The 23,913-nt window shown below is 42.8% G+C and carries 21 protein-coding genes and 1 pseudogene; 4 read left to right on the forward strand and 18 right to left on the reverse strand.

The genetic code is table 11. The features are described from left to right. Together AC075J_RS11780 and AC075J_RS11785 are read right to left on the reverse strand one after the other, a co-directional pair. Positions 1–657 (reverse strand): GGGtGRT protein (locus tag AC075J_RS11780; RefSeq protein WP_476390351.1); only part of this gene is annotated, 657 nt, incomplete at its 3' end. 18 nt (positions 658–675) lie between these two features. Further along, the gene (locus tag AC075J_RS11785; RefSeq protein ID WP_008707498.1) at positions 676–1,368 is read right to left on the reverse strand and encodes an iron-sulfur cluster assembly scaffold protein; all 693 of its coding nucleotides are present in this window, start codon (positions 1,366–1,368) and stop codon (positions 676–678) included. Positions 1,369–1,620: 252 nt separating this feature from the next. Between AC075J_RS11785 and AC075J_RS11790 the strand changes: the two genes are divergently transcribed. Beyond that, positions 1,621–2,361: a TraX family protein gene (locus tag AC075J_RS11790; protein ID WP_008707499.1), complete on the forward strand. Its 741-nt coding sequence runs from the start codon at positions 1,621–1,623 to the stop codon at positions 2,359–2,361. Between the two features lie 107 nt (positions 2,362–2,468). On the opposite strand, the gene AC075J_RS11795 is transcribed toward AC075J_RS11790, so the two are convergent. The 11 genes and pseudogenes from AC075J_RS11795 to AC075J_RS11845 all read right to left on the reverse strand — a co-directional run bounded on the left by AC075J_RS11795 (position 2,469) and on the right by AC075J_RS11845 (position 14,304). Beyond that, positions 2,469–3,140, reverse strand: coding sequence for an LbetaH domain-containing protein (locus AC075J_RS11795; RefSeq protein WP_008707500.1), 672 nt, complete (start codon positions 3,138–3,140; stop codon positions 2,469–2,471). A 62-nt stretch (positions 3,141–3,202) separates the two neighbouring features. After that, a complete protein-coding gene (locus AC075J_RS11800) occupies positions 3,203–5,383 on the reverse strand; it encodes a DNA topoisomerase (RefSeq protein ID WP_022379889.1) in 2,181 nt (726 codons plus the stop codon). A gap of 1 nt (position 5,384) precedes the next feature. After that, positions 5,385–6,140: a formate/nitrite transporter family protein gene (locus tag AC075J_RS11805; RefSeq protein ID WP_008707502.1), complete on the reverse strand. Its 756-nt coding sequence runs from the start codon at positions 6,138–6,140 to the stop codon at positions 5,385–5,387. A gap of 249 nt (positions 6,141–6,389) precedes the next feature. Next, complete coding sequence (gene selD, locus AC075J_RS11810; RefSeq protein ID WP_008707503.1) at positions 6,390–7,427, reverse strand: selenide, water dikinase SelD; 1,038 nt, start codon at positions 7,425–7,427, stop codon at positions 6,390–6,392. A gap of 246 nt (positions 7,428–7,673) precedes the next feature. Beyond that, positions 7,674–7,910 carry a putative Se/S carrier protein gene (locus AC075J_RS11815; protein WP_008707504.1) on the reverse strand — a complete coding sequence of 79 codons (237 nt, stop codon included), beginning with the start codon at positions 7,908–7,910 and terminating at the stop codon, positions 7,674–7,676. A gap of 64 nt (positions 7,911–7,974) precedes the next feature. Next, entirely contained in the window at positions 7,975–9,060 is a 1,086-nt protein-coding gene (asd, locus tag AC075J_RS11820; RefSeq protein ID WP_008707510.1) for an aspartate-semialdehyde dehydrogenase, read from the reverse strand. A gap of 137 nt (positions 9,061–9,197) precedes the next feature. Further along, positions 9,198–10,578 (reverse strand): annotated as a pseudogene (argH, locus tag AC075J_RS11825) (argininosuccinate lyase). A gap of 365 nt (positions 10,579–10,943) precedes the next feature. Further along, complete coding sequence (locus tag AC075J_RS11830) at positions 10,944–11,573, reverse strand: epoxyqueuosine reductase QueH (RefSeq protein ID WP_044951999.1); 630 nt, start codon at positions 11,571–11,573, stop codon at positions 10,944–10,946. A 69-nt stretch (positions 11,574–11,642) separates the two neighbouring features. Further along, positions 11,643–12,557 carry a phosphatidylserine decarboxylase gene (locus tag AC075J_RS11835; protein WP_008707516.1) on the reverse strand — a complete coding sequence of 305 codons (915 nt, stop codon included), beginning with the start codon at positions 12,555–12,557 and terminating at the stop codon, positions 11,643–11,645. A gap of 83 nt (positions 12,558–12,640) precedes the next feature. After that, positions 12,641–13,261, reverse strand: coding sequence for a CDP-alcohol phosphatidyltransferase family protein (locus AC075J_RS11840; protein ID WP_020993691.1), 621 nt, complete (start codon positions 13,259–13,261; stop codon positions 12,641–12,643). A gap of 11 nt (positions 13,262–13,272) precedes the next feature. Next, positions 13,273–14,304, reverse strand: coding sequence for a lysylphosphatidylglycerol synthase transmembrane domain-containing protein (locus AC075J_RS11845; RefSeq protein WP_008707518.1), 1,032 nt, complete (start codon positions 14,302–14,304; stop codon positions 13,273–13,275). A 414-nt stretch (positions 14,305–14,718) separates the two neighbouring features. Here AC075J_RS11845 and AC075J_RS11850 point away from each other — a divergent pair, with 414 nt between their 5' ends. Together AC075J_RS11850 and AC075J_RS11855 are read left to right on the forward strand one after the other, a co-directional pair. Continuing rightward, complete coding sequence (locus tag AC075J_RS11850; RefSeq protein ID WP_008707519.1) at positions 14,719–15,486, forward strand: ABC transporter ATP-binding protein; 768 nt, start codon at positions 14,719–14,721, stop codon at positions 15,484–15,486. Next, the gene (locus AC075J_RS11855) at positions 15,479–16,270 is read left to right on the forward strand and encodes an ABC transporter permease (RefSeq protein ID WP_020993690.1); all 792 of its coding nucleotides are present in this window, start codon (positions 15,479–15,481) and stop codon (positions 16,268–16,270) included. Before AC075J_RS11850 ends, AC075J_RS11855 begins: the two co-directional genes overlap by 8 nt. 245 nt (positions 16,271–16,515) lie before the next feature. Here the strand turns inward: AC075J_RS11855 and AC075J_RS11860 are convergent, their stop codons facing one another. Next, positions 16,516–17,751, reverse strand: a complete 1,236-nt coding sequence (locus tag AC075J_RS11860; RefSeq protein WP_044951998.1) for an O-acetylhomoserine aminocarboxypropyltransferase/cysteine synthase family protein — start codon at positions 17,749–17,751, stop codon at positions 16,516–16,518. A gap of 459 nt (positions 17,752–18,210) precedes the next feature. On the opposite strand from AC075J_RS11860, the gene AC075J_RS11865 reads away from it, so the two are divergent. Beyond that, the gene (locus tag AC075J_RS11865; protein WP_008707522.1) at positions 18,211–19,911 is read left to right on the forward strand and encodes a hypothetical protein; all 1,701 of its coding nucleotides are present in this window, start codon (positions 18,211–18,213) and stop codon (positions 19,909–19,911) included. 23 nt (positions 19,912–19,934) lie between these two features. Here the strand turns inward: AC075J_RS11865 and AC075J_RS11870 are convergent, their stop codons facing one another. From AC075J_RS11870 to AC075J_RS11885, 4 genes are all read right to left on the reverse strand, one after another. Further along, positions 19,935–21,272, reverse strand: coding sequence for an MATE family efflux transporter (locus AC075J_RS11870; protein WP_008707523.1), 1,338 nt, complete (start codon positions 21,270–21,272; stop codon positions 19,935–19,937). A gap of 150 nt (positions 21,273–21,422) precedes the next feature. Continuing rightward, positions 21,423–22,163: a hypothetical protein gene (locus AC075J_RS11875; RefSeq protein ID WP_008707524.1), complete on the reverse strand. Its 741-nt coding sequence runs from the start codon at positions 22,161–22,163 to the stop codon at positions 21,423–21,425. A gap of 231 nt (positions 22,164–22,394) precedes the next feature. Next, on the reverse strand, positions 22,395–23,417 hold the full coding sequence (locus AC075J_RS11880; RefSeq protein ID WP_008707525.1) for an acyltransferase: 1,023 nt from the start codon (positions 23,415–23,417) through the stop codon (positions 22,395–22,397). A gap of 147 nt (positions 23,418–23,564) precedes the next feature. Beyond that, positions 23,565–23,913: DUF3825 domain-containing protein (locus AC075J_RS11885; protein ID WP_476390352.1), on the reverse strand; the 349-nt coding region annotated here is incomplete at its 5' end.

Below are 23,913 nucleotides of genomic sequence, written 5' to 3' on the forward strand. Positions count from 1 at the left end.
GTCTTCTTTCCACATGATAGCAACACCTTCCGGAACGCTGTTAGCGCCGTAGCAGTTAACTTTTGCACGAAGTCCTTCGGAGTATGCTTTTCTGAATACTTCTTTAACTTCGTTCTTGTATGGATCGTATTCTGTCTCTACATATGTAAAGCCGTTGATACGGGAGATGATCTGAGCAGCATCTTTTCCAAGACCGTTCAGGATAACACGTAATGGTTTCTGACGAACTTTGTTAGCTTTCTCAGCGATACCGATAGCACCTTCAGCTGCTGCGAAGGACTCATGTCCAGCCAGGAAGCAGAAGCACTCTGTTTCTTCTTCAAGAAGCATCTTGCCAAGGTTACCATGTCCAAGACCTACTTTACGTGTATCAGCAACGGATCCAGGAATACAGAATGCCTGAAGTCCTTCACCGATAGCTGCTGCTGCATCTGCTGCTTTCTTGCATCCTTTTTTGATTGCGATTGCAGCACCTACTGTATATGCCCAGCAAGCGTTCTCGAAACAGATTGGCTGAATGCCTTTGATCTGATCGTATACATTAAGACCTGCGTCTTTTGTGATTTTCTCAGCTTCTTCGATAGAAGCAATGCCATAGCTGTTTAAAACAGAATTGATCTTGTCAATTCGTCTCTCATATGATTCAAATAAAGCCATTTCCTGTTACCTCCTAAATTATTCTTTTCTTGGGTCGATAATTTTAACAGCGTCTGCAACACGGCCATACTGACCTTTTGCTTTTTCCCATGCAGTATTCGGGTCATCGCCTTTTTTGATGAAATCAGTCATTTTTCCAAGGCTTACGAACTGATATCCGATGATCTCATCATCTGCATCAAGAGCAATACCTGTTACATAACCTTCTGCCATTTCAAGGTAACGAGGTCCTTTTTTCAGAGTTCCATACATTGTACCAACCTGAGAACGAAGTCCTTTACCAAGGTCTTCAAGTCCAGCACCTACTGGAAGTCCTTCTTCTGAGAATGCAGACTGTGTACGTCCATAAACGATCTGAAGGAAGAGTTCTCTCATAGCTGTATTAATCGCATCACAAACTAAGTCAGTGTTCAGTGCCTCCATAACTGTAAGTCCCGGAAGAATCTCGGAAGCCATAGCTGCAGAGTGAGTCATACCTGAACATCCGATTGTCTCAACCAGTGCTTCCTGGATGATACCTTCTTTAACATTTAATGTAAGCTTGCAGGCACCCTGCTGTGGTGCACACCAGCCAACACCGTGTGTAAGACCGGAAATGTCTTTGACTTCTTTTGCCTGTACCCATTTAGCTTCTTCTGGGATTGGAGCGGCGCCATGATGAACGCCCTGTGCAACTGGGCACATTTCTTCTACTTCGCGTGAATAAATCATTGTAAAACTCCTTTCAAGTATAGATTAACTTCATGTTGTTATACTCTCCACTGTACAGAACTGCTGAATGAACTGCACAGGATAAAACTCCGATGTCTGCTGAATGACTTCAGAGGAGTATGCCTAACAACCTAGTGTTATTTTCTCACAAAAGTGCTGATTCGTCCAGTCATAAATTGTAAAATTTTTAACCATCTTTGATTTTTTTGTGGTAAAATAGTTCTAATTTCTATTAATGAAGGGATTTCTATTATGACAACAAAGTTACCTGCTTCCTTTCTCCCTGCAAAATTTCAGGTTCTGAGCGGAAGCGCTTTAAAATTAATTGCTATCACCCTGATGCTGATTGACCATACCGGCTTAATGATCCTGTATAATTATCCTGCCACAACTGCAACCCTTTTCAGTTTCGGTGGCGTGGATTACAGCTGGTATCGGATTTTCCGGGATATCGGCAGGGCCGCTTTTCCAATTTTCTGTTTTCTGTTAGTGGAAGGATTTCTGCATACACATAACCGTAAGAAATATGGCCTGAATCTGTTTCTATTTGCATGTATCTCTGAGATTCCATGGAACTTCATGTTTACCAACACCTGGAGATATGAAAAACAGAATGTATTTTTCACCCTGTTTCTGGGATACCTGGCATTCTGTGCCCTGGAATACTTCTGGGATAATCAGAAAATGCAGCTTGTCTGCGTGCTGGCACTGCTGACTGTCTCTGTGTTTCTGAAGGCAGATTACGGATGGCGGGGATTTGTATTCCTGCTGATCATGTACTGGTTCCGCAACGATAAAACCGCCCAGGCGATCATCGGAAGCTGCTGGCTTTACTATGAATGGAAAGCCTGCTTTGCTTTTCTTTCCATTAATATGTACAATGGTGAACGTGGATTTGTAAAAGGAAGATTTCTGAAATATGTTTTTTACTGGTTTTATCCGGTGCACATTACCATTCTGGTAATCCTGAGAAAACTTTTATTTCATATGTAATATCAGGTACAACAAATATCTTCTATCTCAGACAGACATAAAAATATAAAAGGGCAGGCTGTATGATTGAAATAATATCCTTCATACAACCTGCCTCTTCTATATTTTCAACTTCTCTTTTCTGCAATTTCTGTTTTTGACTTATAAATGTGATTTGCAGGTACGCAGCCTCTTACTGAGGAAAGTGGATAAATGTTGCAGCAGCGTCCGATCACAGTTCCGGGATTTAATACGGAACCGCATCCCACTTCTACGTTATCTCCAAGCATTGCGCCGAATTTCTTCAGACCTGTTTCAATCTTCTCGTCACCGTCTTTTACAACTACCAGTTTCTTGTCAGATTTTACATTGGAACAGATGGAACCTGCACCCATATGGGATTTGTAGCCGAGAACTGCATCGCCTACATAATTGTAGTGCGGAACCTGTACCTTGTTGAAAAGTACCGCATTCTTTAATTCCGTAGAATTACCTACTACTGCACCCTCACCTATAATTGCTTTTCCGCGTATAAATGCACAGTGGCGTACTTCTGCTTCTTTACCTATGATGACCGGACCGTTGATACAGGCTGTAGGTGCCACTTTGGCACTCTTAGCAATCCATACATCTTCTGACGGGTGGTCGTATTCTTCTTCACTTAAGGTCTGTCCCAGTTTCAGAATGAAATCTCCGATCTCCGGTAATACTTCCCATGGATATGTTTTTCCTTCAAATAAATCCTTTGCGATTGTTTCGTTCAGATCCAGAAGGTTTGCAATTGTAAAATCTTTTAACATAATATTTTCCTCTTTTCTCTCGCTATGATGACATGTTTTCTTTTATCTGTCACAAATACACACTACTTTGAAGCAGACGGCTTTCTGCAGGTACGTGACCGTCCCGCTGCGGACGTTGATCTGCCTGTTGTTTTCGCACTGTTTTTTTTAGATGAATCCTTATAATTCACTGCTGCAGCATCAAAGAACTGTCTCAGATATGGCTGGATATTGCTGTCCTCCACCTGTCTGGTGCGAAGGCGCACAAAATGTTCCAGCTTATCCATATATTCCTGTTCTGTAATACTGCCCTCTGCCACATAATTCAGTCCTTTTTCCCAGCTTGCAGTCAGTTCCGGGTTCAGAAGCTGTCTGATGGAGCAGTTTACCACATCAAAGATCATCTCTCCAAGAAGGGTTGGAGTGATCACCTGGGTTTTCTTATTGAGTGCCAGATATTTGATATTGCACAGTTTCTTAAGAATTTCCGCTCTGGTGGCACTGGTTCCGATTCCGCAGCTTTTAATCTGGGCACGAAGCTCTTCGTCCTCGATCAGCTGACCTGCATTCTCCATTGCAAGAATCATAGAACCGGAATTATAACGCTTTGGCGGCGATGTCTCGCCCTCTTTGATACTCAGGCTGTCCACAGAGAGTATATCACCTTTTTTCAGGTTCTGCAATGCGGCAAGAAGTCTGGTATCACATGCCATATCCTCAGCCGAATCATCAGCTTTGTTCCCGCCGTTTTTTCCTGTATCCGGATCTTCCTCTTCACTTCCCTCACTGTCCGCTGCACCGGCTCTGTTCACACTGCTCATGGCATCTGCTGCTTTTCGCTTCGCAAAAGAATTTGTGGCAATTTTTAAATACCCTTCATCCAGCAGTACTTTAAATGAAGAAAAGAAGCTCTCATTCTGAATTTTTGTCACAAGACTGATCTTCTGATATACTGCAGGAGGATAAAAAATACATACAAACCTTCTGACAATGGTCTCATATACACGCTGCGCAGTAAGAGAAACACTTCTCAATGTGTTTAAGCCCTGGCCTGTGGGTACGATTGCATAATGGTCTGTGATCTGCTTATCATTAACATATCTGGTCTTTGCCAGATTTTTGTAATTTCCCTGTTCAATAATGTGCTGTGCGATTTCCGCTGTATGTTCATAATTACGCAGTCCGGAAATATTCTTATAAATCTCCTTTGCTGCCGCAGTAGACAATACACGGGCATCTGTTCTGGGATAAGTGACCAGTTTCTTTTCATACAGTTCCTGTACGATTTTTAATGTCTCATCCGGGCTGATCTTGAACAGCTTGGAGCACACATTCTGAAGCTCCGCCAGGTTAAATAAAAGCGGCGGATTCCTGTTCTCTTTTTTCCGCTCGATTTTCTCTACTGTACATTGCAGTGGCTGACTCACAGACAGCTCCTGTATCAGTTTTTCAGCATAGGCTTTCTCTTTAAATCCGTTCTCTTTATACAGATAAGGAGTCTGGAAATATCTGCTGCCTTCCACAGCTCTCCATTCTCCCTCAAAGTTTTCTCCCTCAAGGGCAATGCAGCTGAGTACGCGGTAAAACGGAGTTTTCACAAACGCACGGATCTCGCGTTCTCTTCGCACTACCATTCCAAGCACACAGGTCATAACCCGTCCTACAGAAATGGCCTGATATTTCGTATTTAAATAATTTGACACACTGTTTCCATAACGCAGTGTCAGTACACGGGAAAAATTAATTCCCATGAGATAGTCTTCTTTTGCTCGAAGATAGGCTGAAGCAGAAAGATTGTCATATGCTGACAGATCCTTTGCCTCTCTGATTCCTCTCATGATCTCTTCTTCTGTCTGAGAGTCAATCCAGACTCTCTTTTCTTTTTTTCCATGAACACCTGCCATCTGTGCCACCAGACGGTAGATGTATTCTCCCTCGCGTCCGGAGTCGGTACACACGTAAATGGTGTCCACATCCTCACGGTTAAGCAGTCCTTTGACAATCTCAAACTGCTTCTGCACTCCGGGGATCACTTCATATTTAAATTCGCGCGGCAAAAAAGGCAGGGTATCTAAACTCCACCTTTTATATTTGATATCATATTTTTCCGGGTAGCTCATGGTGACCAGGTGTCCCACACACCAGGTCACCACGCTGTCCTGAGATTCCAGGTAGCCATCCCGTCTTTGTCCGTTGATTTTCAAAGCTTTTGCGAATTCCTGCGCCACACTGGGCTTTTCGGCTATGTATAAAGCTTTTGACATATTATTTATCTGCACTCATCTTTCTGAGCGGCCATGCCAGCAACAGGGCACCGCCCACCATATTTCCTAAAGTTACTACTACCATGCTCTTTACCATGGCTCCAAGGGATAATCCAGGTACCAGGCAGTATGCGGTAACAAAGATTCCCATATTTGCGATGCAGTGCTCAAATCCGCTTACAACGAATCCTGAGATACACATAACGATCATCAGGAATCTTCCTGCATCACTCTTTAATTTCATACCACAAAGCACGCCAAGACAGACGAAGAAGTTACAGAGCACTGCTCTGAAGAACATCTGTCCGAGCGGAATACTCAGTTTATTTCCAATGAATCCCGCAAAATAGTCTGCTGTTCCGGATGCTCCTGCACCTACAAACAACAATGCTAAAATTGCACATCCGACAAAGTTTCCAAGGTAGCTTACGCCCCATACCTTACCGGCCTCTTTCCAGCTTACCTGTTTATCATAGGCTCCGAACGCCATTACCATATTATTTCCTGTAAAAAGCTCGCCGCCTACGAAGCTGATCAGAAGCACTGCAATGGAGAATACTAATGCCCCCACAAATTTTCCCCATTCAGGCATGGTCTTGGAGAATACGTTTCCAACTACATTACTGTAGATCATAGCCACATCAATAAAAAATCCCGCCATGACCGCACGTATAAAGTACTTGAAAAAATTGGTATTCACCAGGTTACTCTTGGCTTTCGCCGCGTTTGACACTTTCTGTACATCTTCGTAATTCATAACTACACCTCCGCAATGTATTTTATTGAGAACATTATATCACCTGAATATCTGTTTCACAACCGAAATCGTCAAACAATTCAAGAATATTCATCAGATTTGTAATTATGTTCCATTATATTCGAAGATTTTTATAGCAATTCCATATACTAATGCAATCGAGACAGTTCGGCAGAATACAAAGGACAAGAAAGATATCTGCAGACATGCTGACGCAGGAGAAAATGTCTGAAAGTAAAGCTGATTTTTTTATTCAAATACAACTGCTTTATCCTGCAATTCTGTTACATATCCGATAACACCGCCGAAGATATCCATACCTGCAAGCTCTTCTGCAAGGGCATCGGCTTCTTCTGCCGGTACTGCAAGCAGAAGTCCGCCGGATGTCTGCGGATCAAATACCAGATCCTCCATCCAGAGTTCCTTAATCTCACTTCGTACTTCATCGCCTGCGAAGTCACGATTTCTGTATGCACCTTCAGGAATCAGCCCCATCTGTGCATACTCTTCAACACCCTCAATGATCGGAAGTTTCTCAGACTGGATCACCAGGGTTTTCCGGCTGCCTTTTGCCATTTCCAGACTGTGACCTGCAAGACTGAATCCTGTTACGTCGGTGCAGCTGTGGATCGTGTATTTAGATGCAATCTCTGCTGCATATTTGTTCAGCTTCGCCATGATTTTCTGAACTCTCTCAATTTCTTCCTGAGACGCCATTTCTGCCTTAATGGCAGTGTTAAGGATTCCACAGCCCAGCGGTTTGGTAAGAATAAGGATGTCTCCTTCTTCTGCGCCGTAATTTTTCCACATTTTGTCCGGATGCACATAACCAGTTACACAGAGTCCGTATTTCGGTTCTTTATCATTGATAGTATGCCCGCCTGCAAGGACTGCTCCGGCTTCCATGACCTTATCTGCACCGCCGCGCAGAATCTGCTCCAGTACTTCCGGACCAAGGCAGTTTGGAAATGCTACCACATTTAATGCCAGTTTCGGAACACCGCCCATTGCATAGACATCACTCAGTGCATTGGCTGCTGCGATCTGCCCGTACATATACGGATCATCCACTACTGGCGGAAAAAAGTCTACTGTATGGATCATTGCCAGTTCATCATTAATCTTGTATACTGCTGCATCATCTGATGTCTCCGGACCTACCAGAAGCATCGGATCTGTAAATTTCGGAAGTTTGCCTACTACCTGTGCCAGAACCTTCGGGCCAATCTTAGCACCGCATCCGGCTGCACTGGCAAGCTGTGTAAGACGCACTTCATTTTTTTTCATTTCATTTCCCATAAGTCAGTTCACCCCAATTGATCTCCATATTCAGAATCTCCTCGTAACTGTTCAATACTTTCGTTACTGTAAACGGAGTGAACAGTAACGTACTTTCACAGCCGACAGACTGCCGAATAGTTACATATCTTCTATAACAAGAGATTCAGTGCTATCATTGTATCATGTTTTCACATATCCGTCAAAATGTGAACCGTTTACCATATATCAGGTGTTCCTATAAATCTTTCCATTTTACGCAAGAATCCTATAAATCTTTTCATATTCCAGATCCTGTTCCTTCATATAGGAAGCTGTTTCTTCTTCGTTCTGTTCCCCACATTTCCACGCAAGGCCGCAGGAAGCTGATATTTCTCTTGGCACAGGGATCAGTCTGCCTGTAAATTTGTTTTTCTTACATTCCCTTTCCATGGCAATTGCCTGAGTGGTAGTTTCAAAAGTCACCACTGTTGTCAGAACTTTTTCTTTCATAATCCGTCGTGTCCTCATAAAAAGAGGCACCGTTACCGGCACCTCTTTTATTATTTTCTATAAATTATTTCGCCTGGATATATCCTTTTGCTTTTAAGGTTTCAGCACAGAGAACTGCTCCGCCTGCTGCACCTCTGACTGTATTGTGGGAAAGTCCTACGAATTTCCAGTCATATACGGTGTCTTCACGAAGACGTCCTACAGATACGCCCATGCCATGTTCGAAGTTTACATCCTCTGTAACCTGCGGACGGTTGTCCTCTTCCAGATACTGGATGAACTGCTTCGGAGCACTTGGAAGTTCTAATTCCTGTGGAAGTCCCTTGAACTCTACTAATGCTTTGATAAGCTGCTCCTTAGTAGGGTTCTTACGGAATTTAACGAATACAGCTGCTGTATGTCCGTTCAGTACCGGTACACGGATACACTGGCATGTGATAACCGGTTCTGTAGCAGGTTTGATTACACCGTCTTCTACTTTACCCCAGATTCTTAATGGCTCTTTCTCGCTCTTCTCTTCCTCGCCACCGATGTATGGGATGATGTTTCCAACCATTTCCGGCCAGTCCTTAAATGTCTTACCTGCTCCGGAGATTGCCTGATATGTAGTAGCAACTACTTCATATGGCTCGAACTCTTTCCATGCAGTTAATACAGGAGCATAACTCTGGATAGAACAGTTTGGTTTAACAGCGATAAATCCGCGTGTTGTTCCAAGACGTTTCTTCTGGGATTCGATTACATCGAAGTGTTCCGGATTGATTTCCGGCACTACCATCGGTACATCCGGTGTCCATCTGTGAGCACTGTTGTTGGAAACAACCGGTGTCTCTGTCTTAGCATATTCTTCTTCGATCTTCTTGATCTCTTCTTTTGACATATCTACAGCAGAGAATACGAAATCAACTGTTGCAGCAACCTTCTCTACTTCGTTTACGTTCATAACAACAAGATTCTTGACACCCTCCGGCATTGGAGTATCCATTTTCCATCTTCCGCCAACTGCCTCTTCGTATGTCTTTCCTGCACTTCTCGGACTTGCAGCTACAGTTACAACTTCAAACCATGGATGATTCTCAAGCAGAGAGATAAATCTCTGACCTACCATACCTGTAGCACCTAAAATACCGACTCTAAGCTTTTCACTCATAATATCTTTCTCCTCTTTATCTTCTGCCCGCGTCTCTACCCTTTCGCGGACATTTTTATCCAGGTGTCCTTATATTGCGTACATCTGTCTTTCTTGTACATACTATAACAAACCAAAATAAATTGCAAGCATTTTTTTTAATTTTCTTCCAGATATTTTTTGTTCTCAGCGATCACTTTCTCCATCACGTCAGGTCCCGGTGCACCGATGGTCATACGTTTTTCCACACAGGTTTTCATACTGATTGCTTCGTAAATATCGTTCTCGAATACCGGGCTGATGGCTTTATATTCTTCAAGAGGAAGTTCATCCAGAGAAATCCCTTTATCAATACAGGTAAGCACCAGACGGCCTACAATGCCGTGTGCATCGCGGAAAGGTACTCCATGATTTACCAGATAATCGGCTGCATCTGTAGCATTTGTAAAGCCATTCTTTGCACTTGCTTCCATATTCTGTTTGTTGAACTGCATAGTAGAGATCATGCCTGTAAAGAGGGCAAGACATCCTTTTACAGTGTCAATGGCATCAAATGTAAGTTCTTTGTCTTCCTGCATATCTTTGTTGTATGCAAGAGGGATTCCCTTCATGGTTGTAAGGATAGATGTTAATGCTCCGTATACACGACCTGTTTTTCCTCTTACAAGTTCTGCGATATCCGGGTTCTTTTTCTGAGGCATGATACTGCTGCCTGTGCTGTAGGCATCGTCTATCTCTACGAAGCGGTATTCATTGGAGTTCCACATAATGATTTCTTCGCAGAAACGGCTCATGTGCATCATAATTGTGGAGAATGCGGACAGAAGCTCAATCACATAGTCTCTGTCTGATACAGAGTCCATGCTGTTTCTGGTCGGGCCGTCGAAACCGAGAAGCTGTGCTGTATATTCTCTGTCAAGTGGGTAGGTGGTTCCTGCCAGTGCACCTGCACCCAGAGGGCAGGTGTTCATTCTCTTACGGATATCTGCAAGTCTGCTTCTGTCACGTACAAACATTTCAAAGTATGCACCTACGTGGTGAGCCAGTGTGACCGGCTGCGCTTTCTGGAGGTGTGTGAAGCCTGGCATGTATGTGTGGACATTCTCTTCCATGATCTTCTGAAGTGCTTCGAGAAGTTTCTTTACCAGTTCGTCTGTCTCGTCAATCTCTATCTCTTACATAGAGTTTCATGTCAAGGGCTACCTGGTCGTTACGGCTTCTTCCTGTGTGAAGTTTCTTGCCTGCATCACCGATTCTGTCGATAAGGTTTGCTTCTACAAAGCTGTGGATATCTTCATATTCGGATGTGATCTCGAGTTTGCCGGATCTTACATCTGCAAGGATTCCGTCAAGACCTGCTTCGATCTGATCTTTTTCTTCTGCTGTCAGGATTCCCTGTCTGGCGAGCATTGCTACGTGTGCTTTGCTGCCTCTGATGTCCTGCTCATAGAATTTCTGGTCAAAAGAGATGGATGCATTGAAGTTATATACAAGTTTGTCTGTTTCTTTTGTGAAACGTCCGCCCCAAAGCTGTGCCATTGTGTTATTCCTCGTTTCTTCTTTATTTTTGGTATTATTGCTTTTACGTGTTAGTGTAACATATTTTTTCAGTATTGCAAAGTAGTTAGTTTGGAATCATTCAAAAGGTACGTGAAGAAAAAGAAGGTGTGTTGAGGCTTAGTTTCGGAACCCTGTAATTCTAAGGCATTCGGGAATCTGCTAAAACCATGAGCCGCCCTCTCAAACTCGCTCCGTTGCAAACTTCGCTCAGACACGTGAGACGGTCGGCTCATAACGCAGATTCCCGAATACCAAGAATTACAAGAACCCTCAAATGCGCCCCAACACACCTTCTTTTTCTTCACTGGGTATTGGCTATATGTTACATAATTGTGGTTACTGCTTTATTTTCTGTTTTCAGCCTCTCTTCGGGAATAGACGCAACCGCAGTAGTTCTGACGGTAGAGGTCGTATTCGTGGGATAGTTCGATGGAACGTTTGTAGCCGTTTTTTTTCTTGAAGTCAGATGGGAGGTGTTGGACGTGGTAGATTTCTGCCAGTTCTTGTCCGATTTCGTTAATCTTGGCTGCGTTTTTCAGAGGGCTGATGGAAAGGGTGGTGGTAAAATAGTCATAGCCGCCCTCTTCTGCCAGTTTTGCTGCTTCTTCCATGCGGAGGCGGTAGCATTTGAAGCAGCGTTCGCCACCTTCGGGTACGTCTTCGAGGCCTTTTGCCATCTGGAAGAATTCCTGTGGGTCGTAGTGACCCTCTATCAGTTTGACAGGGTGTTCAAATTCCATGGAGTTTACAAGACGGGTAATTTCATGGACTCGTTTGCGATATTCTTCTTCCGGGTAGATGTTTGGGTTGTAGTAGAATACTGTGATGTTGAAATATTTTGACAGGTATTCCAGTACGTAACTGCTGCAGGGTGCACAGCAGCTGTGGAGAAACAGGCTTGGGATCTTGTTATCTTTTTGCGCCTGATCTATAAGTTTTTCCAGTTCTTTCTGATAGTTTCGTTTATTCAACAGTATTATTATATCCTTTCTGCATCTTCACAAATGCTTTTTATTATCTTTTAATAAAATGCGAATACCTGTTCAGGTATTCTCTATTGTGCCTTCGTAATGATTCTTTGTATTTTTTAACTTCCTGCACTCTCCTATTCGTTCGCCCATTTTTACAATAGTCTCATATCCCTCTTCTGTATTCTCGATCAGATCATAGGCAATACGGACTTTTCCCGGCTGGATGAGGAGGATTATTGTGGAACCTCCGAATTCGAAGTTGCCTTTTTCCTGGCCTTTCTTTACTGTGGCAGGATTTTTATGGAGATTTGTGATTTTTCCTACCATCATGGCGCCTACTTCCATCATGAGGATGGTTCCGAATTGTTTTGTTTTCAGCAGAGTGTATTCTCTGGCGTTTTCTTTGTAGATGGGATATACATCGTTTGCTGCAGGATTCACTGTGTGGAAAACGCCGGGCAGAGTTACATTCGCGGATTTTCTTCCATCTGCCACATAGCAGTAATGATGATAGTCATCTACTGTCAGTCTGAAAATCAGCGCATAGCCGCCTGTGTATCTCTCAGCAATTGCCTTATTCTTCAGAAGCTGTCCTGCTGTATATTCTGTATCTTTGATGCTGAAACGTGAGTCTGAGCTGATCCTGTGTACGGAAAGTTTTCCGTCACAGGGGCTGATCAGGATGTTTTCGCGCATATCGATCGGGCGTTCTTCTTTTCGGATGCGCCTTATAAAGAAGTCATTCCATGAAGAGAAGTTCTGTTTTTCGTAAATGCTCAGGTCAATCTTGTTGTTTTTTACAAAATCCGGTACAAATCTGGCAGAAAGTCTGGTGTTAAGCAGGACTCCCGCTGCCTTTGACACGAAAGGTCTGATCAGGAGTTTCAGGCAGAGTCTGCCACCCCGGTCATTATATAAATGCCGCAGGAATTTATCCTGCTCATTCTCTTCAATCGTGATATTTCCTTTTCTGTCAATATACTTCATTCGTATCTTCCCTCCATAAAAGTATAACCGCAGCCTCCCCGTTTCCCGGGAACCGCTGCGGCCAGTCAACAGTTATATTTATTTTATATCAAACGGAACATCTTCGCAAGTGCAAGTGCCACGACTGCAACCAGCAGGATACGTACCGGATTCTGAGGTTTTTTTACCTTGATATCCAGAATAAAAAGCAGTCCCACGATAATCACTGCAATATGTATCACAATCAGGAAATAGAGTCCGCAATATCTTCTCATCAGATAAAGGAACGGCAGGATGATCGCCATGGATGTGATCGGAAGCCCCTGATAATACTGTCTGTTCTCAGAAGTCTCATTCTGTCTCTTTGCTTCTGAAACATTAAAATATGCAAGGCGGATGACAGATGCCACACTGTAAAAAATAAGCGCCCCAATCCCCGCCGATGTATTCACACCCAGACAGTAACAGATCATTGCCGGAAAAATACCAAAGCAGACCACATCACATAAGGAATCGATCTGAATCCCGAAATTCTTCTCATCATCCGTACGGTTCTTCTTTGTTCTGGCTATCTTTCCGTCAAACATATCACACAGTCCGGAAAGCGCCAGACAGAAAATCGCAACCTTAAAATCCCCCTCCAGAGCCCTGGTAATTCCAAATACGGAAATTCCCAGACTTATATAAGTCAATATTACCGTATAATCATAAATTCCTAAAAACATATTTTCTCCCCCTACTTTTCTTCTTGTTCTTTTCTTCCTATTATGAAATACGCCACACAGGTCATCACTGCACTGATAAGCATCTGTGCATAATAGGAAATTCCTCTGCTGAGCAGCATTGCAGGAAGTAATGCTTCTCCGAAAACCGGTGCAAACATCACCAGATAAAGAGACTCACTGATTCCCATTCCTCCGGGTAAAGGCAGCATATCAACAGAGACAGATATGACAGACTGCAAAATCGTAAGGGTTATAATGGAATATCCATGAAATCCCAGCGAACGGTATACCCAGTATGTAACTGTAAATAACAAAATCCTCTGCACCATAGTGATCAGTAACACTTTCAGGATCACCAGCTTGTGACTTGCCCAGAAAGCCGCAGTTTCATGATACTGGTCCATAGACGCTTCCAGTTTCTCAAGCCGGGTTGTCTTTGGCTTAAGGAAACGGAAATGTTCAATAAGTTTCAGACCTTTTACCATGATCCATTTCGCCAGTCCAGGTGCAAATACAAGGATCATCATGAAAGTAACGCAGAAAATATTCAGACCTACACCCAGGTAAAACACCCACATGTACTGGCCAAGATATCCTTCCAGAAAGCCTCTGCCAAAAATCCAGATTACAATTCCGATCACTACCAGAACCGCTTTATAAGTAATTGTGACAATCATCAGGACCAGCGTAGTGACAGGAATCGGAAGTTTGTCCTTTTTCATAAAATAAATCTGCATTGGCTGTCCGCCGGATGCAGACGGTGTGATACAGCTGAAAAAGAATCCCACAAAAGAATACAGAGCACAATGCCCCATCTTTACTTTTGCTCCGAGAGTCCGCATCATATAGAAAATAATTACAGACTCGCCAAGTATGAACAGTACCACACAAACCACACTGACCAGTAAGTAAACCGGATCTGCCTGCCGTACTGTATGAATAATCTCTCCCAGATCCTCTCCCTTAAATACCATATATACGGTAATGGAAAATATAAGGATCAGAAAAATGGTGTTAAATATTGCTTTCTTTTTGTTTCTCATTTGCTTACACTTTCTTATACATTTTTTTACAGCATTCGTCTGATTTCTATACCCAATTCATGTATGTCACAGTGTCTGATATATGTATATTTCTGATATGAAACACATAGTAAACAGTAACGTATTCCTTACAGAACATTTGCCCTCAAATACTATAGCAGCAAAAATACTATAGTCTATCTATTATATCATACCCTGACATTTCTGCATATCATAAATTATGAAAATATTCGTTACTGTTCACTCCGTTCACAGTAACGTAGCCAAAATTCATTCCAGATTGCCTGCGGCAATAGAATTTTGGCTTGTATGTCTCGGGATTTTGGCATATTCATGCCAAAACACCTCGCGGGATAGTGGTGTGTGAACAGTAACAAATATTCGTTACTATTCACCGAATATGGAGGTATCTGTATGAAACCACTGCTGGATATTACAGATGTCAGTCTCTCCTACCACAGTTTATCAGGGGAAACCCCTGCCCTTTCTCATATATCCTTTCAACTGATGCCAGGTGAATTTCTCGCCATCGTCGGGCCGTCAGGCTGTGGAAAGTCCACGCTGCTGAATCTGATCTGTGGTCTGCTCCGGCCAGAACAGGGACAGATTCTTCTGGACGGCACGCCGGTAACTTCCGGTGACTGCCGTATCGGATATATGCTGCAAAAGGATCATCTGCTGGAGTGGCGGACAATTTATAAAAATGTTCTTCTCGGACTGGAAATCCGCAGGGAACTCACTGCCGAAAAACTTGCTTATGTAAATCAGCTTCTCTCAGATTACGGTTTGGACAAATTCCGCTCTGCACATCCGTCCGAATTGTCCGGAGGAATGCGCCAGAGAGCTGCACTGATCCGTACTCTGGCATTAAAACCGGAACTTCTTCTGCTGGATGAGCCGTTCTCTGCACTCGACTCTCAAACCAGACTCAGCGTAAGTGATGATATCGGCAAAATCCTGCGTCAGGAAAAAAAGACTGCAATTCTTGTCACCCATGATATTTCAGAAGCGATCAGCATGGCAGACCGGGTTATCATTCTTTCTCCAAGGCCTGCCATCATTCGTAAGATTGTGCCAGTTTGTTTTGATCTGGAGAACCGTACTCCTATGGCTTCCAGAAATGCGCCTGAATTTAAATCTTATTTCAATCTTATCTGGAAGGAGCTGAATCATGATGTCTGAAATCTCATATCATCAGCAACAGTATATCCGACATCAGAAAAGAGAAAAGAAACTTGTTCTTTTTTTGCGGATATTTATTCTTCTTTTCTTTCTGGTGTTGTGGGAAATCTCCGCCAGGACCGGACTGATCGATTCTTTTATCTTCAGCAGTCCGGTAATGATCTGGCACAGCTTCTGCAGTATGTGCAGAGACGGCTCTATTTTTCCCCATCTCTCTGTTACAATTACGGAAACACTGGTCAGTTTTCTGTTCGTTGTTGTTCTGGGTGCAGGGATGGCAGTTCTGCTGTGGACCTGTCCCAGACTTGCGAAGATCACAGAGCCTTATCTCGTAGTATTGAACAGCCTTCCGAAATCTGCTCTGGCACCTTTGCTTATTGTATGGCTTGGTGCCAACGAACGGACGATTATTGTCTGCGGTATGTCGGTTGCTATCTTTGGTTCGATTTTGAATCTGTATACAGGTTTTGGCGAAGCTGACCCGGAAAAACTGAAGCTGATTGAGACGCTGGGCGGTGGGAAGAAAGAAAAGCTTATGAAGATTATTCTTCCGTCTTCTGTGCCGTTACTGCTCAGTGTTATGAAAGTTAATATTGGTCTGTGTCTGGTTGGTGTTATCATAGGCGAATTTATCGGTGCCAGAAAAGGGCTTGGCTACCTGATCATCTATTCCAGCCAGACCTTTAAGCTTACCTGGGTACTGATGTCCATTATCATTCTGTGCATCATCGCTATTATCCTGTACGGACTCCTCGGACTGATTGAAAAACGCGCCCGCAGATAGTTGTTAATTTTTAACCGCTATTTTTTATAACGAAACGGTTTCGGAAACAGATTCAATATCTGAAAAAATTTTGCTGCAAAAAGAAGCCCGGAAGATCATCGAGTTCCACTTAACTGGACACTCCTGAACTTCCGGGGCTTCTCTTGTCTCTGACTGTCTGTCAGTTATTCTGTTTTTAAACCAGTGCCTCTGTCCGGTTACTATCATGTTCCGACCAAAGCGCCTGATAATGTGTATATCATGAATTATTCTTCTCCAAGGCTCTCCACTGCCTCTGTGAAATCCTTTATCAAATCTTTTATATCTTCGATACCCACACTGATACGGATTGTGTCGTCGTACACTCCAGCCTCTTCCATTGCCTCCGGCGTACTGTGGATATAAATTGTAGACGCCGGATGAATCACCAGAGTTCTCACATCACCGATATTGGTTGCAATCTTTACATATTTCAGATGATTGATCAGCTTATACGCCCGTTCTTTGGAACCTGCACGGATAGTCAGAATCGCTCCACCCTTTCCACTAAGCTGTTTTTCTGCCAGTTCATGATATGGACTGGACTCCAGCAGCGGATAGTTGACAGATACACCTTCCAGCTTCTCCAGTGCCTGGGCAAGCCGGAAAGCGTTATTACAGACCCGCTCCATACGAAGACCAAGTGTCTCCATTCCGATAATATTCAGATAAGCGTTCATCGGAGCCAGACAGCCGCCCATATTTCGCCAGATTCCGTTCCTCAGTTTCACAAGATAAGCAAACTTTCCGTATTTCTTATATTCCTTCATTCCAGGATAACGTTCCGGACTCCAGGAAAAGTTTCCGCTGTCAATGATAATTCCACTGATGGCATCTCCACTTCCATTTATATATTTAGAAGTAGAATGCACCACTACATCCGCACCGTACTGAATCGGATTAAGCAGATAAGGAGTCGAAGTTGTGCTGTCTACGATCAGCGGCACTCCTTTTCCATGAAGAAAATCTGCTGTTTCCCGGACATCCATTACATTCAGTGCGGGATTTCCTACTATTTCGCCAAACACTGCTCTGGTCTTATCTGTAAGAAACGGCTCGATCAGCGCCTTCTCTACCCTCGGTATAAAATGTACTTTGATTCCGAATGCCTCCAGATCATGAAGCAGATCCAGTGTACCTCCGAACAATGCACTTCCTGCGATTACCTCATCCCCTGCCTGCAGGATATTAAGTAATGATAATGTAACCGCTGACATTCCGGAGGAACAGGCTACACCTCCAATCCCGCCTTCTAATTCATTTACTCTTCGCTCAAACGCATCTACTGTCGGATTCGCAATCCTGGTATATGCAAATCCCGGTGCCCGATTCTGGAATACTTTTTCCAGCTGTTCTGAAGATTCATATGCAAAAGCATTTGCCAGGCTGACAGGCGGCACTGTTGAACCATTCGCATAATTGTCTACTGCTTTTCCGTGTAATAATTTAGTCTGAAATTCCATGAGCATATTCCCCTTGTAAAATATAATAATCTCCGGACTAACGGTATGTTTTCTGTGATATATCGTTTCCCTGTTTTTAGCAATTCCATAGTGTTTCGATATGAATAGTAGTATATATTTTTCACATAAATCTGTCAATAAATTTTCTTATATCAATTATTTATATACACGTATAGTTTTTTTCTATATTTTGTTATTTTTCTATAGAAATAATTTAGTCTAAAATCAACATCTTTTTCCATATTGTCGAAAAAACATAGCTTTTTCTATCTTTATCTGGTAAAATTGATATATAGCAATCCTCTAAAATAATGCATCTTAATATAGAGCGTATTTGAAAAATCATTTACAAGGACTGCTATAGATTATTATTTCAGTCAAACGACATATCTGAAAATGAATGTCCTGAAATGTAATTCCACTACATAAGATTCATAACAGAACGGAAGGAGGCCCTTTATGAAAACAAGGAAAAAATGGTTAAGAAAAACAACCGCGATCTGTACTGCAGCACTTCTTGGTACTGCTGCAATTCCATCTACAGCATTTGCAGCAGACAGTTACGCTTCCATTGAAAAAGATGCATGGGCAAAAAAGGTCACAGAAATGGCATCTTCTTACGCTACATCTATAGAAGAAAGCCAGTCTCTGATGTCAGGAATGCAGAGTGACATGATTCTGAAATTTGAAGATTCCGGACGTTCACTACTGGGGTTTGTCGCACCATTTGATGTCTCCTGGCTGGACAATGTCACACTTTCCAATGATATCTCTTTTACAGAAGGAAAAGAAGGTATTCTGATGAAGGTCCTTCTTAATGATAATAAAATCTGTACTCTGGAATATTATCTTGATCCGGACAGCCAGGATATTTATATGCGCATCCCTGAACTCTCTGATAAATATTTCAAGACCAATCTGGAAGAAGCCGCAGATCAACAGGCTGCCAATATTGAAAATGATCTTGAAGAATTAACCCCTGATGATTCAGATGCAGATATTCCGACAGACAATTTCGCTTCCGCTTATTCTGACAGTCTCAGTCTGACTGTTTCCATGATGTCTGATCTGTCAGCAGCAGCTCCAGAAGCTTCTGTAGTAGAAACACTTCTGGATAAATACGGATCTATGCTTTTTGACAATGTAACAGAAGGCGAAAGCAGTCAGGAAACTCTGACAGCAGGTGATATCAGTCAGGACTGTACAGTATATGAAGGCCAGATTTCAGCCGAAGACGCTGTAAAAACTGCAACTGCAATCCTGGAAGAAGCAAAATCAGACAGTGATATTGAGAACATCCTCGATACCTGGACAGAGAAACTCTCAAGTAATGAGGACCTGCATGAAAGCTTTACCAAAGCTGTAGAAGACGGTCTTGATTTTCTGAAAGATGCAGATACCGGTGATTCCGATGATTCTCATCTCAACACCAGAATCTGGGTTGATGAGACCGGCAGAATTGCAGGACGTAAAATTGAGTTTCAGGAAGGTGATAAAATAACTCCTGTTCTGAACTGGCAGATGACCAGGGACGGCTCAGACTTTGGCTATCTTCTCTCCATTGAAACAGATGATTCCGGCACACTCTCCCTGTCCGGATCCGGTCAGATTGATGGCGGTAAATTAAACGGAACCTATAAAATTTCTCAGGATGATACAGCCGCAGCTGTTATCGAAGTAAAGGACTACGACACCGAATCTGCAAAAGAAGGTTACTTAAACGGTAACTATACTATCACCTTCCCTGCTGATTCTTCAGAAGATACAGATTCTTCTCTTTCCATGCTCGAGAACTTTGCACTTGTATTAGATTTAAATTCAGCAAAAGATTCTGGTTCTGTTGCACTGTCCGTTGAAAGTGCAGGAAGCACTCTCGGAAGCTTCACTGTTACTTCCGGTGCAGGCGAATCTGTTGAAATTCCGGACCTTACGGCTCTGGGAGATGTTTATGACGTAACCAATGAAGATGATATGAGTGCCTACGCAGCTACACTCGACCTCACTACACTTATGGATAATCTGTCCAATGCAGGCGTTCCGGACGAAGTCATCACTTATGTTCTCAGCGGCGGAAGCAATTCCGATGCCGAAGATGTTACTGATGAAAATGCCTCAGAAGCAGAGTCTGATGCTGCGTCTGCTGAAGCAGGCGCAGCCTGACTTAGCAGCTTTATCACTATCGTCTACTGCAGCAGACGGTTCCAGTAATACTTTATCCCGATACCTACTACTACTGCTGTTATAAATTCACAGATCCAGAACGCATTCCACACAGCATCTGCCCCGGCAAAATAGCACAGCAGATAAGCTGCCGGAATGATCACTATAATATATCTTAATAACGAAATCACCAGGGACTGAGCACCTTTGCTCAGTCCTTCTAATGCACCGGAAGCTGTAACAGAGATGGCAGATGGGATAAACCCGATACTGATAATCTGTAATGCTGCAGTGCCAAGTCTTACAGTTTCCGGGTTCTCAGTAAACATTCCCATCAATGTCTCTGATGCTGTAAAGCAGATGATCGTTCCTGCCAGCATGATCATACCATTCAGAAGCACAGAAATCCCAAAAAGTTTCTTTACCCTCTTTATTTCTCCTGCTCCGTAATTATATCCTATCAACGGGCGCATTCCCTGGACAATGCCGCTTGCAGGCAGATATAAAAAAGTCTGAAGCTTATAATAGATTCCCAGAACCACTACATAGCTTCCGGAAAAAGCCGATAATATCTGATTCAGGAAAGAGATCAGAACTGACGGCAGGGCAATATTCAGGATTGCGGGAATCCCTACCATATACAGCTTCCCGTCCAGGTTCCTGTTAAGTTCCAGATATTTCCTGCTGATCTCCACCGGAATACTACACTTCTTATATGCGATCAGATATACAATAACTGTAAATACCTGGCCAAGACCAGTTGCCAGTGCTGCACCTCTGATCCCCATTTCCGGAAAAATCCCCACTCCGAAAATCAGCAGCGGATCCAGGATAATATTGGAAATACAACCGATCATCAGGCTGATCATTGTCAGTTTCATTCTGCCCACAGCCTGAAAAATCTTTTCGAAGGACAGGCTGATCATGATCACTGTGGAAAATGCAAATGCAATAGTTGAATACTGCACACCAGATGAGATCACTTCCTGCGCTTTTGTAAACATACTGAGAAATACAGGCATAAACGGAATACAGATTACTGTAAAAATAATTCCATGGATAATATTAAAGAGCATACCATGGGTAGCTGCTATATTCGCATTTTTAATATTTTTTGCTCCCAGCTGAAAAGAAATCTGTGCATTGATTCCCACACCGAAACCAATGGCAACTGCATTAATAAAGTTCTGTACAGGAAATACCAGAGACAGAGCTGTCATCGCCTGCTCACTGATCTTTGCCACAAAAAAGCTGTCTACGATGTTGTACAGTGAATTCACCAGCATAGACAGTACCATAGGCATTGCCATAGATGCCAGAAGCGGCAGAATCGGTTTTTTCTTCATAAAAGTATTGTTCATTCTTTTTTCCTTTCTCTGTTTCATTGCAACAAAAAACGCCACACAATTATCTCTACATTGCTGTATGATAATCGTGCGGCGAAAAGAGTTCATGTTTGTCACAAGACTGAAAAATCCACACCAGTTTTGGTGTGATTAACATATCATAATTTATTTCCTGCTGTCAAGACTTTTTATCCATTTTACTGCGTTTTCCTGATTCGGTGCTGAATACGGCACTGCAATGCATACAGGATCGTAGATTACACCTAATTCCTGTTCAAGCTCACTGTCAGTAATGGAAATGTGCGTAGTATCTGTCTGCATTCCAAACTTCTCAAAAGCTTCCTCACCCATCAATTCCTTCAAATCTGCAAATGGCTCATTCTTCTTCAAAGTCTGATAAAGCTTCTCCGGCATAACCATAATATCAATGGAACCTGCCTGGATCTGTGCCACATAAGCCATCTGTGCATTATAATCAAATTCTGCCATTTCAGAGTCCGTAGTAAGATTCACGCCTATCTCTACTTTACTATAGGGATCATCTTTGTACCCAAGTGTTTCTTTGATTTTCTGCTCAGGAGTTTCCGTATCATTTGCCATTGAATTTACCACTGTCATGGACAGAACTGTTTTTATTTTGGACTGTTCATAGTAATCCTTTATTCCGAATATAAGAGCAATCACTGCGATCACTCCGAAAATAGCCGGTTTATAATACATCCAGATATATTCCAGCTTTTTCTTTGGCCCCATTCCCTTTAATTTTTCTTTCTCAATCAGACGTCTTTCCTTCTTTGACAAATCCGATTCATTCTTAATCTCCGGATTCAGCACGCTTTCATCGTGCTCTTCTGCCTGTTCTGCTCTGTTCTTACTCTGATTCTTGTCCTGATTTTTATCTGCCATTCTCTCTCCTTTGTATTTTCTGCATAATGATTTTCGGTAACTGTTCAGCAATCCGCCATTCTGTGAAACACCGAACGGTTACGTTCATAAGATTTACTGATTACTATATCACATTTTCCATTATGTGAACAGTTATAATTCCCGCGGTTCCTGAAGATAACGTTACTATGTTACTGTTCATTCCATTCTCAGTAACGCAGCCAAAATTCATTCCGTATTTTCATACCCTGACTATACATGATTATTCTGCAAAATATTTTGCCTTGCATACGCAGAGACCGCAGATATGCCAGAAACTGTCACCACTGTCAGCATATATACCAAAACCGGACGCAACCAAAAATAAATCTGACAGTTGCTGACTCCCAGACCTTCTGAACATTTTTTCAGAAGATCTGATACTGCCGGATGAAGAAGATAGATCAGGAAAGCATATTTTCTTCCGGTTTCCACCAGTACAGAGGGAAAATTTATTTCCCTTCCATATAAAATAAGCCACAGAAACAGACAGATCACTGCAACACAATTTCCTGTGTAAATTTCTCCTGCTCCCCGGAAAGCATATTCCATCATGCTGAGTGCCACACCGAAAATCATCCCTGCTTTCAATCCCCATTGCATCCATTGCTCCAGACGTTTGCATACTATCTTATCCTGATATTCATGGATTATCTGACCTGTAAGGAAAAAGCTCATTCCTGTAAACAGAAAGTTTCTGTATTCCATAGTGTGATAAAATCTGTCAAAAAAGACACAAAACTCCGCTCTCCATAAAAGTATTGCCAGCAATACAGGTGCCATACAATATGCAGCCCTACGCATTCTCCATTTTTCAATCAGAAGAGCAAGCAGATAACAGTAAATTAATGCAGGAAGAAACCATAAATGTGCTCTTACCGGAGAAGTACTGTTGTACACGAAAAATTCCTTCAGATGCTCTGTACTCACAAGCCCTTTTATCCATGTCCATACTCTCTCCCCATTCCAGGCTTTCATAAAACATTCCCAGATAAAATAAAACACAACTGAAACTGCAAAAAGCTTCATGATATGCAGGATTTTAGACAATATTCTTTTTGAGGCATTGCAATTTTGATAATAACAGAAATACCCGGATACCATAAAGAAAAACGGCACCGCACATCTTGCCAGTACTTTTACAAGCTGCCCGGCCTGTCCCGGAAAGCTTACATGGATGCATACCACCAGGCACGCAGCAATGGCCTTTACAGCATCCAGACTTTTATTTCGCATTTGATTTCTCACCCACCTTTTTCTGTTGTTTCATCTATAGCAGCCGAACAATCCGTAAATGTCTGACCTGACATCATTTCAGTCAGACAGATAAAATCATCCGCTTCGCTGCTATAATATATCAAAGCGAACCACACATGTCAAACCTCAGGCAGATACAGAAGTCATCAGCCAGCTTCGGTCCACCCTTGCAAGGAGTCTGGCATTATGATAGGCCATTCTGAGAGTCAGGCAGGTACGCCCCAGATATTTGCTTCCGTCCGAAGTTTTCATACACGCCAGTGCAAGGTCGGGTTTTCCCGGATGACGGAGACAGATTGGGAGCAGCAGCTGGATTGAGTGATTATAATACTGTGGAATTGCCGTCCTGTAATCTGCCTCAAGCATTCTTTTTGTCTGTTTCAGCGCGCCGTCAAACAGCTGCATTTTCATGCTGCTGTCACGTACTTCCTTTGGAAGACGGGCAGCATTTTCCTCATCCCCGAAAATATGCTCG

It is taken from the genome of Blautia sp. ZXY-1-C6, assembly GCF_056339875.1.